The organism is Fulvitalea axinellae (genome assembly GCF_036492835.1).
GTDB classification, from domain to species: Bacteria; Bacteroidota; Bacteroidia; order Cytophagales; family Cyclobacteriaceae; genus Fulvitalea; species Fulvitalea axinellae.
On the sequence record NZ_AP025322.1, the window covers coordinates 32,529 to 45,855 of the forward strand.

The following is a 13,327-nucleotide window of genomic DNA, read 5'->3' on the forward strand; positions in this document are numbered from 1 at the left end:
CATATTCTTTATGTTGAAATAACAGTTGTGTTATGTTACACACCGTAATACGTTACTTCCTGCGCAACAGGTTGATAACATTTATACTTATGCTTTTTCTGGTGCTCTGGGGAATGGTAACGGCTCCCTTTGCCTGGAAAAACGATTGGCTCCCGTCCGATCCCGTGGCGGTGGACGCCATCCCCGATATCGGGGAAAACCAGCAGATTGTCTTTACGCAGTGGATGGGGCGGTCTCCTCAGGATATCGAGGACCAGATCACCTATCCGTTGACCACTTCGCTTTTGGGAATCCCGGGAGTGAAGTCTATCCGCAGCTCCTCGATATTTGGGATGTCGAGCATCTATATCATCTTCAAGGAGGATGTGGAGTTCTATTGGTCGCGTTCGCGGATACTTGAAAAGCTGAATTCTTTGCCTTCCAACCTGTTGCCCGAGGGCGTACAGCCAGCTTTGGGCCCTGACGCCACGGCTTTGGGACAGGTGTATATGTACACGCTGGAGGGCCGTGATCCGGAAGGGAATCCTACGGGAGGCTGGGATTTGCACGAGATCCGCAAGGTGCAGGATTTTCATGTAAAATACGCCCTTAGCGCCGTGGAAGGCGTTTCGGAAGTGGCTTCGATAGGTGGCTATGTCCAGGAATACCAAGTCGACGTGGATCCTAACGCCTTGAAGAGCTATAATATAGCGCTTCATCAAGTGATGCGTGCGGTACAACAGGCAAATAAGGACGTCGGTGCCAAAACCATCGAGATCAACCAAGCCGAGTATTTGGTTCGCGGATTGGGATATGTCAAATCAATCGGGGATTTGGAGGAGGCCGTAGTTTCTTTGGTGGACCAGACGCCTATTCGTATCAAGGATATCGCCCGTGTAAATCTCGGGCCGGCTACTCGTCGGGGAGCGTTGGACAAAGACGGCGCCGAGGTAGTCGGAGGGGTGGTCGTGGCCCGATACGGTTCCAATCCGATGCAGGTAATCAACAGGGTGAAGGACAAGATGCGGGCTATTTCTTCGGGATTACCCAAGAAGACCCTCGCAGACGGCAGGGAAAGCCAACTGACCGTCATGCCTTTCTATGACCGTTCGAATTTGATCCACGAAACCTTGGGCACCTTGGAGGAGGCGTTGTCTCTGGAGGTATTGGTGACCGTATTGGTGGTGATCATTATGGTGCTGAACCTGCGGGCCTCGTTTTTGATCTCAAGCCTGTTGCCCGTCGCCGTGCTCATGGTGTTTATCGCTATGCGCTATTTTCATGTGGACGCCAATATTGTGGCATTGTCCGGCATCGCCATTGCCATTGGCACCATGGTGGATTTGGGTATCGTGCTTTCCGAAAACGTGATTAAACACATCAAGGAAGCGCCCCCGGGCCAGAAGCTGGTGGATACGATCGAAACCGCCGCTACCGAAGTTGGCTCGGCTATCCTCACGGCCGTGGCGACAACGATTATCAGTTTCGTTCCGGTGTTTACGATGCAGGCCGCCGAAGGCAAACTGTTCCGTCCATTGGCCTTCACCAAGACTTTCGCCTTGTTGGCGGCGCTGTTGGTCAGCTTGCTGATCCTTCCTACGCTCGCTTACTGGATTTTCGGATTCAAACTGAAAAGCGAGAACAAAACCAAGATCGCAAACGCCCTTTTGCTTTTGGCCGGGCTGTTTGTCGGGTGGCGATACTCTTGGCAGGCGGGCGGTATGCTGTCGGCTTTGGCGCTTTCCTACCTTATCGCCTATGTGCCCCGGGTACCGAAAAAGATATCGGATATGGCGCCGATAGCGGCGGCCATTGTTTCCGTCGACGCCCTGCTGGCGCAGTACTGGATGCCTCTGGGGCTCGGTTTTTCCTTCTGGTGGAACTTCCTTTTCGTCACCGCCCTTTTGGCTGTTATCCTCGGCGGTTTTTACGCTTTGGAAAGAAATTACAGACGAATACTCCAATGGTGCCTTGAGAACAAGAAAAAGTTTTTGGCCCTGCCTTTCAGCTTGATGGCCTTCGCCCTGATGGCTTGGGTCGGTTTTCAACCGTTGTTCGGATTTGTTGCCAAAGGATTTGATTCTGTCGGATGGAATATCAGGGCTACGGCCCCTTGGAGCGCCATGTCGCACGCCTTTCCGGGCATGGGCAACGAGTTTATGCCGGCCTTGGACGAGGGGAGTTTTCTTTTGATGCCGACTTCGATGCCTCACGCCGGCCTTGACCAGAACAAACGGGTGGTGCAACAACTGGATATGCTGATGGCCAATATTCCGGAAGTGGATTTGGCCGTGGGCAAACTCGGACGAGTGGAATCGGCCTTGGACCCGGCGCCCATTTCGATGTACGAGAACATCATCAACTACAAAACCGAATATTTTACCGATAAGAATGACCGTAAGCCGAGGTTCAAGGTGGACGGCGAAGGGAAATTCGAAACCAAAACGGGAGAGAAGCTCAGCAATGACGAGGCTTTGGAAAGAAACCTGAACCCGGGCAGGGACTTGGTGGAATATTCCGAAGGGGAATATTTCAGGAATTGGCGAACGCATATACAGTCTTCCGACGATATCTGGAACGAAATAGTCAAGGCCAGCAAGATTCCGGGCGTCACTTCGGCGCCGAAACTTCAGCCGATAGAAACGAGGTTGGTGATGTTGCAGACGGGTATGCGGGCGCCGATGGGCATCAAGGTCTACGGACCGGATTTGAAAACCATCGAGGAATTCGGGCTGAAGCTGGAGGATCTGCTCAAGGAAGTGCCCACCGTGAAGAAAGAAGCCGTCTTCGCAGACAGGATCGTGGGCAAACCATATCTGCACCTTAAAATCAATCGTACGGAAATCGCCCGTTACGGCTTGAGCATCGAGGACGTACAGCGGTTTATCGAAACGGCTATAGGAGGCGTGCGGCTCAGCCAGACGGTGGAAGGCCGTGAGCGTTTTCCTATCCGGGTGCGTTATCCGCGCGAATTGCGGGACAACCCAGAGGCCTTGGCGAGCATATTCATTCCGACACCGTCGGGCGCCCAGGTCCCTTTGGAGGAGCTGATCGACATCGAATACGTTCAAGGCCCCCAGATGATCAAGAGCGAGGAGACTTTCCTGGTAGGTTATGTCCTTTTCGACAAGCTGGACGGAGAGTCCGAAGGAGAAGTGGTGAAGCGGGCACAACAATATATCCAAGGCCGGATAGACAATGGCGAGCTGACCGTTCCGGCGGGCGTAAGCTATAAGTTTTCCGGAAATTACGAGAACCAGATTCGGGCGGAGAAGCGCCTGAGCATTATCGTACCGATCGTACTGCTGACCATTTTTATGATCCTCTATATGCAGTTCCGTTCCGTGGCCACGTCCCTTATGATTTTCACGGGAATCGCGATGGCCTTCAGCGGGGCGTTTATCCTGCTTTGGCTTTACGGCCAGGATTGGTTTATGAATCTGGACTTGGGAACCGTGAATTTCCGGGAGCTGTTCCAGATGCATACCGTCAACCTGAGCGTGGCGGTTTGGGTGGGCTTTATCGCCTTGTTCGGTATCGCTACGGACGACGGGGTACTGATCGGGACCTATCTGGACCAAAGCATGAACAAGAACAAGCCGAAGGACAGGGAAAGTATCCGGGAGGCGATATGTCAGGCTGGTAGCCGAAGGATAAAGCCGGCTGTCATGACCTCGGCTACCACGATCATCGCCGTGTTGCCGGTGCTGACTTCCACGGGAAGAGGGTCCGACATTATGATTCCGATGGCCATACCGGCATTCGGAGGAATGGTAGTGGCGGCGGTGACCTATTTCATTACGCCGGTGCTCTACAGTTGGAGAGCCGAATCAAAACTAGGGAAGGAGGAAAAAGCATGAAACGTTTGATTTTATTCCTTATCGCCGGATTGGCCTTTAGCGCGGGCGCAAAGGCGCAGGATGCCGAATCTTTCCTCAGTGAAGCGGCCCGGAACAGTCCGGAGCTGAAAGCGGTGTACGCCCGCTTTGAGGCGAGCATGCAGCGTATTACCCAAGCCAAGGCCTGGGATGATCCGAAATTGTCATTCGGCTATTTCATCAGTCCGATCGAGACACGTGTGGGGGCGCAACAGGCCAAATTGTCTTTGAGCCAGACTTTCCCTTGGTTCGGGACTTACGCCTTGAAGGAAAAAGTGGCGGCGGAACAAGCTGAAGCCGATTTCCAGCGGTTTATCCAAGCCCGTAACCAGCTGTTCTTTGAGGTGAGAAGCAAGTATTACGAGCTTCAGGAATGGAAAGCCAAAGGCGAATGGATACGGGAGCAGATAGCGGTGCTGGAGCGGTACAAAAGTCTGATTACGGCCAAGTATAGTGGCGCCGAAGGCAAGCTTGTGGACGTTTTGCGGGTTGATTTACGTTTGGAAAACCGCCAAACCGAACTGGAAGTGCTTAAGGCGCAATGGCCGAGCTTGAGAAACGGTTTCAACCGCCTGTTGAACAGGGAGGGGGATCCGGAAATAGAACTACCCGAAGTTCTGGCGGAAATACCAGAAGGAGTACTTTCGAACGATACGCTGAGCTTCAAACACAACCCAATGCTTGGCGAAACGGCGCATATGAAAAACCGTGCGGAGACCGAAGAAAGGCTGGCCAAAAAGCAGGGCATGCCGAAATTCGGCGTGGGTATGGACTACGCTTTTATCGATAAGCGCGAGGGTATGCCCGACCTGAAAGACAACGGCAAGAACGCCTTTATGCCGATGGTGACGCTAAGCCTTCCGATTTTCAGAAAGAAATACAAGGCGATGCAAATCGAGGCGGAGAAAAAGCGTGAGTACTGGGAATACCGGAACGAATCGATATCCAATAGTTTATCGACCGAATTAAGCGAAGCACAATACGGAATGGTTCGGGCCGAAGAACAAAACGCCCTTTACCAAAACCAGATAGGGCAACTCGGACGTATGCTCAGGCTTCAGCTGGCCGACTATTCGGCCACGGGAAAGGATTTTGTCGAGGTGCTTAGGCTTCAGGAAAAGGAATTGGCCTATCGGATTATGACCGAAGAGGCCAAAAGAAACTATTGGACGGCAAAAGCCAAAATGGATTTGGTAAGGGGTACGGACTCAAAAGACTACAAGGATGAAAAGCGTAAATAAATATAGCCTTCTGCTCGCCTTGGGCATGTTGCTGGCGGGCGTGGGAATCGGAAAAATATTTTTGGCGCCGAAAGAGGAAAGCCAGGTCCACGAAGGGCACGGAAACGAGAGCAAGACGCAGGAATGGACCTGCTCCATGCACCCGCAAATCAGGCAAAAGGAACCGGGGAAATGCCCGTTGTGCGGGATGGACCTTATCCCGGTAACCGAGGAATCGGGCGAGGAAAATCCTATGGCGCTGAAGATGTCGCCCACGGCCATGCAATTGGCGCAGGTGCGGACGCAAATCGTGAAAGAGGGGCTTCCGACCAAACGGACTTCGCTGAACGGCAAGGTGAAGGAAGACGAAAGGGCGGTGTACACCCAAACGGCGCATATTGGCGGCAGGGTGGAAAAACTGCTGGTCAACTATAGCGGTGAATACGTGAAGAAAGGACAGGTCTTGGCCTATGTGTACGCTCCGGAGCTGATCGGCGCCCAAAGGGAACTGCTGGAAACATACAAGATGCGCGAGCGCCATCCCGAACTCTTTCGGGCGGCCAAGCGGAAGCTAAAATACTGGAAGCTTACCGAAGGGCAGATCAATAAGATCCTTTCGAGCCGGGAACCGATCGAGCGGTTTGCCATCCGTTCGGACGTGAATGGCACGGTGATGATGAAGAATCTGAACCTGGGCGATTATATCAAACGGGGACAGACGCTTTGGCAAGTGGCCGACCTGTCGCGCCTGTGGGTGTTGCTTGACGTGCATGAGAGCGATATGCCTTGGGTGAAAACCGGCGACGCCGTGACCTTTACGGTTCCTTCCCTTCCGGGAAAAACCTTTGAGGCCGAGATCGACTTTATCGATCCTATAATCGGCGGGCGCACGCGTGTGGCCGAGGCTAGACTTGACATCAAAAACCCCGAGGGCGATCTGAAACCGAATATGTTGGTCAGCGCCGAGGTGGGCAGTGATTTGGGCTCGGATACGCCTAGCATCGTCGTACCGAAATCGGCGGTGATGTGGACGGGCAGACAATCCGTGGTATACGTTAAGGAAGAGAAGCCTACGGGCGTCTATTTCACGATGAGAAAAGTGATCCTCGGGCCGGGCTTGGGCGATTCTTACGTCATAGCCGAAGGATTGGCGGAAGGAGAGGAAATCGCCGTGAGCGGCACGTTCAATATCGACGCGGCGGCGCAGTTGGCGGGCAAGCCGAGCATGATGAATCCCGAAGGCGGAGAAATGCCGATGGGACATCAACACGGCGGGCATTCCATGCAGGGTTCGGATCAGGTTCAGAAAGTAAGCGAGCCGATAGCCGTTTCGGACAAAGCCAAGGAAGCTTTAAAGTCCGTGATCGGGGAGTACTTCAAGCTTAAGGACGCATTGGTGAACGACCGTTTTGAGGAAGCGAAGACCGAGGCTTCGAATTTGGCCGGGGCGATCAAGAAAGTCTCTCACGGGGCTTTCGAAGGCGAAGGGCATCAGCTGTGGATGAGCAAGAGCGGGGAAGCGACAAAAGCTTTGGATTTGATGGCGAAAAGCGCGGACATCGAGAAGGCGAGGCTGGAGTTTATCGCCGTTTCGGATGCGTTCATATCCTTGGCGAAGGCTTTCCGTCCGGAACAGCTTTATCTGCAATATTGCCCGATGGCCAACCAAGACAAGGGGGCCTTCTGGCTGAGCGATTCGGAGGAAGTTCTCAATCCGTATTTCGGCGAGATGATGCTTCGTTGCGGTGAAGTGCGTGAGGTTCTTAAATAAGAGGGTTGATTTGTTGGGTCTTAGGTATCAGGTATTACGTATTAGATACCGCGTCGGTAAGAACGGCTTCGTCCTGAGACCCAATACTGCCCTAAATAATGACATTATAGTACGGGTCAAATATCCGCGCCCAATTTCTATATTTTTCAACTATTATAATTCAAGAGATATGAACATTACAAAGAGAAATTTTCTGGCATTGGTTATCGTATTGGTTTCAAGCGTTTCTTATGGCTGGGCGCAGTCTTGCTGCTCTTCGGGAAAGAAATGCGGTCCCTCAACGGCTTTGGCCATGAATCATGTTAAGGCTACGGGCGTTTCGGCCAAGGGGCTTATGGGGCATTACCTTAAGGTAAAAGACGCTTTGGTTAAGAGCGACGCGAAGCTGGCGGGAGCCGAAGCCAAGAAAATGCAACAATACGTTTCACAAAACGAGGCTAAGAACGCGAAGCTGAACAAAGCGGTCAAGGCCTTGACCGGCGCGACGAATCTGAACGCCCAACGCAAAGCCTTTTCCGAACTGTCGGCCGTGGTGTATGATATCAAAAAAGGAAAATCGGGAAGACAAACCATCTATCGCCAATACTGCTCTATGGCTTTCAACAATACGGGCGGTTACTGGCTGAGCGCCGAAAAGCAGGTGAACAACCCTTATTTCGGCGACCGTATGTTGCATTGCGGGCGTGTGACCGAGGAGTTGAAATAAGGGCTTCGGTTTATACCTAGGTTGTTTTTATAAATCTAAGAGGGCGCTCCGGAAGGGGCGCCTTTTTTGTTTTGATAATCTGGAATGATGTCAATAGTTTTTACTTACGTTATATTGAAAGTTTTTTCCTAAAAAAGAACACAACAAATACTCTATGTCTTGATTATCAGCACATATTTTGATGTTGCGCCATACATTTGGGCCTGTTGTTTCAACTAGGGGAATTGTGGGATACGGGACGTGGGGTGTCGCTGTTTTTTTGGAGACGGTTGGTTTTTGGGATGTGGTTCGTTTCAAGGGCGCTGGCTTCTTTTATTTTTGCCTTTAGAATACTAAGGCTGTAACTTAAGTTTTTCCGTTTTATCGTAGTCGGTGGGTTTTGGTTGTATTGTCATTGAGATATTTTTACGGAGTTGTTTACTGATGTGTTTGCGGATCGCTTTCGGAATTTGAAGACGGCCAGGGGCGGTAAGGTGAAGGGTGTCGCCCCTCATAAACCTGTATTGTTGCTGAGTGTGATCGCTTGTTATGAGCGGGGTTGGTTAGCGAAGCTGGGAAGCTTCGGGTTTAAGGGATCGCAATTGCGATGGCTTTTAGATTTGATTGAAATACAGGGAGGAAGACAAGGCATGCCCTGTCTCTACGTTAGGGTATATGGGTATAAATAGGTTCTTGAGATAGCCTTAATCTGTCGGTAAATTCATTGATATATGTGTTTTTGCTATGATAGCATATTATTAGTTTAGGTATGAAGGTTATTTTTTCGATGGGGTCTCTTCTATTTTATCTACAAAAATATCCATATATGAACTAATTAGAGGTAGATTCGATTTCTTGGGGCGCCCTCCCATTAAAAAAAGGCTATTTTTCGTATATTTAGGCGTATTTTTGATTCCATCGCAATACTGTTTCAGAATTTATCGAGGAGCTTTGAAAAAGCAAATTCCTTTTTTATTCCGATAAAGTGTCACTTTTGACTATAATCCAAAATTATAATAATGAGAAAGTTTTTAATTGCATTGGTGGCTTTGGCCACTTTTTTCGGCTGTGACAGTGATAATGAAAACCTTGAGCCGGAACCTGTTGAAAATGCAGGAACAGCCGAGGTTTTGCCCGAAAACGAGACGGTACACGAGGGAGACGTGATCATTAAATCGCAGGCGGATCTGGACAATTTCGCGAAAGGGAAATACACGTATGTCAAAGGTTCTGTGATCATCGACGGGGAATGCGGAAATGACAGTGGCGCAAATCACTTTAAAGAGCTTCAGAGCATAAAAAAAATCGAAGGTCACTTAGCGTTTTTAATCGTTCACAGGGATATTGAGACTATAGTCGGTTTTAACGAATTGGTGGAAATAGGGCATGACTTTGTTGTTAACAACGCCATCACGAGAACCATCGACGGTTTTAATAAATTGACCAAAATTGGGGGATGCATGGTCATTCGCGACAAGGTAAGCACCTTTAAGGGCTTTGCTCAGCTTGCTGAGTTGGGCGTTGGGGTGAATAACAAGGACGCCGGCATATTCGATTATGGAAAAGACTATGAAGGCAAGACATTGCATGTCAATCTGAATAGCGGATCTCCGCGCCGGGGCCTCAGTATTTTGAAGAACATCAAGAGCTATGAGGGCTCGATATATGTGAAGAATGTGGCGGACCTTAGTTTTCTGGACGGAATTAAACACGTGAAAGGCGATTTTTATATTCAAACCAATCCGGTAAACAAAAAAATCTACATTGAAGACCTCTCTCCTTTGAGCGAATTGGAGAAGGTAGACGGGAACTTTTCGCTTGACTTGGGACCTAAAGTCACGAATTTGGATGCGCTGTCCAAGTTCACCGAGGTGAAGAGCATTCGTGTGGAAGGGTCGGATCAGTTGGCGGATATTAGCGGCTTGGAGAACTTGGCGGAAAAGATGGTTTCCGACGGTTCCGGAGATGAGAGTTTTACTCTCACGCTTGAGTACGAAACAGAGGCGGGCCAGAAACGAAAGATGACGATCACCAAAGAGCTCTTGCTTGCCGAAGGGGGAAAAACCGCTAAATACTTGGACGGGGCGATGCCGAAGATGGAAGTGGTGTCGGTTTCGAATCAGGTGAAGGCGGGAGAGGATCTTACGATCACTTTTAAGACCTCCAGCTTTTACGATTTGAGATACTACATCGTTAATATTAACCCGGTTTCCAAGAGTGATCTTCCCGAAGGAAGATATTACCTCGATTGCTCGGACAACAGCCTACGCGAAGCGCAAAGCTACGGCGGAACGACTATGCCGGGTATCGCGGAAATGAAAGAAGCCAGCATTACGTATAAGATCCCGACTACTTTTGACGGGAAAAAAGCGATGGCGGGCAAGTATAAGGTGAGGCTTGGCATTTATGAAGAGCTTGGCGCTTACCATATAGACAACTATAACAGCAGGGATCTTGAGTTTGAGATTATAGACTGACCAATCACTGGGTTATCGGGATTGAATTTAGAATTCAAGGGTTAAAAAAAGCCGGGACGGACAATCGTTCCGGCTTTTGTCTTTTGAATCGTCTGAGGTTGGTACCGTGAGCGGTTTGGGTTGGTTAGCGAAACTAGGAAGCTTCGGGTTTGGGGATCACAAGATGGGAATCTTGCGATAGAGGTTGGAGGGAGGCATTCCGAAAAAGACATGAGATTTTTGCGTTATACTCAATTGTTATAGTTCTAATTCAGAGAAAAATGTAGAATAATTTATACATAAAAATATTATATAGTTTTTTTACATAAACATATTCATTCAAATAAATTATTAAAGATGAGGTTTAAGTTTTTTACAATATTTTTTTTGGTGACAAACAGTTTGTTTGCTTCTCCTATTGAAGGAAAATGGCAAGGCTTTTCAGTGGATAAAAAATATACATTAATAATAGATAAGGAGGTTTTCTCCTTTTCTATATCGGATTCAAATAATAATCTTAAAGAATCCGTTTCCTTAAAAATACATGATCTTGTTACAGTAAATAATGGCAAACAGATTAACCTTTTTGTTGAAGAATCCAAAGGGAATATTGGGTGTTTTAGGTTTATAAATATTAATGGAAATAAAGATTTTGAACTTGTATGGGACTCAGGTATATGGGGGAAAGACAGAGAGAGTGTAGAGAAACAAGTCAACGAAGAAAAAAAAGAGTTGACGGGATTTATTTTCTTCTCTGAAAGAACTTTAGAGAAAGTTAAAAAGAGAAAAAATCTGTCCGAGTTATCTAAAAATGAGTTTCTTGCTTTTGGTAAAGCGTCTTGTTCGCACATAAGTAAACAAGTGCAGTCTTATAGCTTTTTGACTGAGTCTCCTCTAGCTTACTTCATGAATTCTCTCATTATAGTTGCGTATAAAAGTGGCTATAACCCGACAAATTTTGAATTATCGATTATAAATCAACTAGGGGCCAAACATGATTTATCCAAAAGTGATCTTAATTTCGAGGGTTGTTTTCAATAAAGAATTTATCTCCCCCCTTTATCCTATAATCAAGTCTTGCCCCACACATATTCTCAATTTTAGTTCAGACGTGATTTCATAGAGCTTTTCGATCGAGAATTAAGGTTTTGGAGAACACAAGCTGGGAGTCTTGCGCCGGCTAGCGGGGGATTATGGTAATGTGAAAACCTGGGTGTGACTATTCGCATGTGAGACAGGGCGTGCCCTGTCTCTACGTTTTTTGGAATTATGGCTATTGAAACTTAAAGGGCAATGATAGATTATGAAAAGGTTCGGGAAATTATAGATGTCCATGATGAATCCGTCCAATTCGGAACGTATGGTGAAGGGGTTTCCGGGGAGTGATGTATAACTTGTAGCTGGGGTACCTAGAGACGAAGTGATATGAAAGCTAAGCTAGAAGATTTTTTATCGGAAAATTTCTCGGCCACCGAAGGTGAAATCAAGGAAGTGAGGGATCGGTTTAAACCTTTGCGGGTTAAGAAAAACGAACTGTTGCAGGACACTGGAAATATATGCCAGAGCGTATATTTTGTCGAAAGCGGCTGCCTGAGAACATTTTTCGATGACGGGGACGGAAAAGAGGCCACACGCTATGTCGCGCTCGAAGGGCAATTTATAGGCCCGATCCACAGCTTTATGGACCAGAGCCCCTCGCAAGAGTTCATCGGCGCCGTTGAGTCCAGCGAGCTCCTGTCCATTTCCCATCTCGATTTTAGAGACGGGCTGAAGACCATCCCTTTGTTCAAGGACATGTATACGCTTTTTCTGGAGAGGGCGTACGCCATGAATTATTGGCGGATAGAAATACTGCTGAAGCATACGGCCAAGTAGCGTTATGAGGACCTTCTCCGCCATAACAGACGTATGGTTCAACGCTTGCCCAATAAAGTAATCGCCAGCTTTTTGGGCATCACACAGGAAAGCTTGAGCCGGATAAAGGCGCAAGAGTGATTTCTTATCATTTGTCAATGTTTTTCGTGTCCGCAACGAATACTTTTGCTTCTGTGTTAAGCAACTGTATTTGAGTAAGTAACGAAAAACTGAGGATATGAGACAGGATAACACCGACCGCTATGAAAGCGTCAAACGCATAGGGTGCTATTTCCTATTTCCGTGGATGATGCTTTCGATGTCATTCAAATTATTTCACTTCGGGCCGTCTGAGACATTCTACGTCTACCCCCTTCCGCAGTTCATGCTGACGATGGTGCCGTATGTGGAAGGTATAGGAGGGGTTTTGATGCTTCTAGGAGCCAAGAATGAAAAATTCAGGGCGATAGGCGGCATAATCCTGATACCCCTTTTCTTTGGAGCCGTAGCCTCGCATATCGTTTTCGGCTGGCTACATCTCTTCAATGGCGTCGATGAGGCAAAATACTTGACCATCCCGTCTTTCTTTTCCCTTTGCCTAGTATCGTGGATATCCGTAAAGCCTATTCTAAAGCTTCTGAGGCAGAGCTTCGGGTAAGGCTATTCGTTGACGACTGTCGAGTGATCGTGATCGATTTCTGTTTCATTAGCTAGTAAGCCCTTTCATTCAATTTTTCAGGCTGTTTTGAAAATGGAAAAAGGCATGTAAAATAATAATATGTACGTTAGGGATTAGTTCAACCGTACTCAAGCGGTTTGCGATAGGTGAAACATAATCCGATTCTTTATGATAAATTGGATTTGAAAATAGGGGTGGGAGACAGGGCATGCCCTGTCTCTACGTTTTTTTGGAATTATGGCTACTGAAATTTAGAGGGCAATGATAGATTATGAAAAGATACGGGAGATTATAGATGTCCATGATGAGTCCGTTGAATTCGGATCGTATGGTGAAGGGACTTCCAGGGAATGGATCCGTAAGGCGGAAGAGCGTTTGGGTATTAAATTTCCGCTGTCTTATGTCTGGTGGTTATCCAAATACGGAGGCGGAGAGATATACGGCGATGAGGTTTTCAGCGTGTACGGGATGGATTTCGACACTGTCGTGGGCGGAGACATCGTGTATATGAATGAACTCAACCGTAAGAACGGGCGTACGGCTTCCGCTCAGTTGGCGATCATGGAGAATGATCAGGGGGAGAGTTATTATTTGGCGTTGAACGAAGTGGACGACGATGGCGAGAATCCTGTTTATGTTAACGGGAAGCGGTATGCGGATAGTTTTGCGGATTTTTTGATTCGATACATAGATAGTGATTAAGGGCTTGGCAAGTGATGATTATTCTTGAACATAGGGTGTTTTAGTTCGGGTATTCAGCTTAGTTATAATTTTTTATGATGACTACGGATTTCTTAAAAGCGAA

General features: G+C 48.0%; 9 protein-coding genes. All 9 read left to right on the plus strand.

The features are described from left to right. Positions 1 to 32: 32 nt before the first annotated feature. Positions 33 to 3,839: an efflux RND transporter permease subunit gene (locus tag AABK39_RS26440; protein WP_338396109.1), complete on the plus strand. Its 3,807-nt coding sequence runs from the start codon at positions 33 to 35 to the stop codon at positions 3,837 to 3,839. After that, the gene (locus tag AABK39_RS26445) at positions 3,836 to 5,098 is read left to right on the plus strand and encodes a TolC family protein (RefSeq protein WP_338396110.1); all 1,263 of its coding nucleotides are present in this window, start codon (positions 3,836 to 3,838) and stop codon (positions 5,096 to 5,098) included. The genes AABK39_RS26440 and AABK39_RS26445 overlap by 4 nt, the downstream gene beginning before the upstream one ends. Further along, on the plus strand, positions 5,082 to 6,848 hold the full coding sequence (locus tag AABK39_RS26450; RefSeq protein WP_338396111.1) for an efflux RND transporter periplasmic adaptor subunit: 1,767 nt from the start codon (positions 5,082 to 5,084) through the stop codon (positions 6,846 to 6,848). Before AABK39_RS26445 ends, AABK39_RS26450 begins: the two co-directional genes overlap by 17 nt. A gap of 169 nt (positions 6,849 to 7,017) precedes the next feature. Continuing rightward, positions 7,018 to 7,554, plus strand: a complete 537-nt coding sequence (locus AABK39_RS26455) for a DUF3347 domain-containing protein (protein WP_338396112.1) — start codon at positions 7,018 to 7,020, stop codon at positions 7,552 to 7,554. A 998-nt stretch (positions 7,555 to 8,552) separates the two neighbouring features. After that, on the plus strand, positions 8,553 to 10,010 hold the full coding sequence (locus AABK39_RS26460) for a hypothetical protein (RefSeq protein ID WP_338396113.1): 1,458 nt from the start codon (positions 8,553 to 8,555) through the stop codon (positions 10,008 to 10,010). A 336-nt stretch (positions 10,011 to 10,346) separates the two neighbouring features. Next, complete coding sequence (locus AABK39_RS26465) at positions 10,347 to 11,030, plus strand: hypothetical protein (RefSeq protein ID WP_338396114.1); 684 nt, start codon at positions 10,347 to 10,349, stop codon at positions 11,028 to 11,030. A gap of 384 nt (positions 11,031 to 11,414) precedes the next feature. Further along, complete coding sequence (locus AABK39_RS26470) at positions 11,415 to 11,864, plus strand: Crp/Fnr family transcriptional regulator (protein WP_338396115.1); 450 nt, start codon at positions 11,415 to 11,417, stop codon at positions 11,862 to 11,864. Between the two features lie 217 nt (positions 11,865 to 12,081). Then, positions 12,082 to 12,501: a hypothetical protein gene (locus AABK39_RS26475; protein ID WP_338396116.1), complete on the plus strand. Its 420-nt coding sequence runs from the start codon at positions 12,082 to 12,084 to the stop codon at positions 12,499 to 12,501. Positions 12,502 to 12,783: 282 nt separating this feature from the next. After that, positions 12,784 to 13,224 carry an SMI1/KNR4 family protein gene (locus tag AABK39_RS26480; protein WP_338396117.1) on the plus strand — a complete coding sequence of 147 codons (441 nt, stop codon included), beginning with the start codon at positions 12,784 to 12,786 and terminating at the stop codon, positions 13,222 to 13,224. The last annotated feature ends 103 nt before the right edge of the window (positions 13,225 to 13,327 follow it).

Excerpts from the sequence above, each read along its gene's own strand:
- AABK39_RS26440 (WP_338396109.1), top strand. The coding sequence starts at position 33 with ATGTTACACACCGTAATACGTTACTTCCTGCGCAACAGGTTGATAACA.
- AABK39_RS26445 (WP_338396110.1), top strand. The coding sequence starts at position 3,836 with ATGAAACGTTTGATTTTATTCCTTATCGCCGGATTGGCCTTTAGCGCG.
- AABK39_RS26450 (WP_338396111.1), top strand. The coding sequence starts at position 5,082 with ATGAAAAGCGTAAATAAATATAGCCTTCTGCTCGCCTTGGGCATGTTG.
- AABK39_RS26455 (WP_338396112.1), top strand. The coding sequence starts at position 7,018 with ATGAACATTACAAAGAGAAATTTTCTGGCATTGGTTATCGTATTGGTT.
- AABK39_RS26460 (WP_338396113.1), top strand. The coding sequence starts at position 8,553 with ATGAGAAAGTTTTTAATTGCATTGGTGGCTTTGGCCACTTTTTTCGGC.
- AABK39_RS26465 (WP_338396114.1), top strand. The coding sequence starts at position 10,347 with ATGAGGTTTAAGTTTTTTACAATATTTTTTTTGGTGACAAACAGTTTG.
- AABK39_RS26470 (WP_338396115.1), top strand. The coding sequence starts at position 11,415 with ATGAAAGCTAAGCTAGAAGATTTTTTATCGGAAAATTTCTCGGCCACC.
- AABK39_RS26475 (WP_338396116.1), top strand. The coding sequence starts at position 12,082 with ATGAGACAGGATAACACCGACCGCTATGAAAGCGTCAAACGCATAGGG.
- AABK39_RS26480 (WP_338396117.1), top strand. The coding sequence starts at position 12,784 with ATGATAGATTATGAAAAGATACGGGAGATTATAGATGTCCATGATGAG.